The following is a 377-nucleotide window of genomic DNA, read 5'->3' as shown; positions in this document are numbered from 1 at the left end:
TTGAACGCGAACGATACCGCGCTCGATACGACCAGTCACAACAGTACCGCGACCCGAGATCGAGAATACGTCTTCGATTGGCATCAGGAATGGCTTGTCGATCATACGAACTGGTTCTGGGATGTAGCTGTCCAGAGTTTCAACCAGTTTCTTGACGGCAGTGGTGCCCATCTCGTTGTCGTCTTTGCCTTCCAGCGCCATACGAGCCGAACCGATGATGATTGGAGTGTCATCGCCCGGGAAGTCGTAGGTGGACAGCAGGTCGCGAACTTCCATCTCAACCAGTTCCAGCAGCTCAGCGTCGTCTACCAGGTCAGCCTTGTTCAGGAAAACCACGATGTACGGAACGCCTACCTGACGGGACAGCAGGATGTGCT

At 54.6% G+C, this 377-nt stretch carries 1 protein-coding gene; it reads right to left on the bottom strand.

Going from position 1 to position 377, the window contains the following annotated elements:
* Nucleotides 1-377, bottom strand: a 377-nt coding sequence (locus tag QMX91_RS31375; RefSeq protein ID WP_282413922.1) for a GTP-binding protein, incomplete at both ends; no start/stop codon positions are given.

The sequence above is a fragment of the Pseudomonas sp. PS01299 genome (assembly GCF_029960145.1).
In the GTDB taxonomy this organism is placed as follows: Bacteria; Pseudomonadota; Gammaproteobacteria; order Pseudomonadales; family Pseudomonadaceae; genus Aquipseudomonas; species Aquipseudomonas putida_A.
The sequence above is the reverse complement of the archived record's forward strand: the minus strand, read 5'-3'. Positions and strand labels throughout refer to the sequence as shown.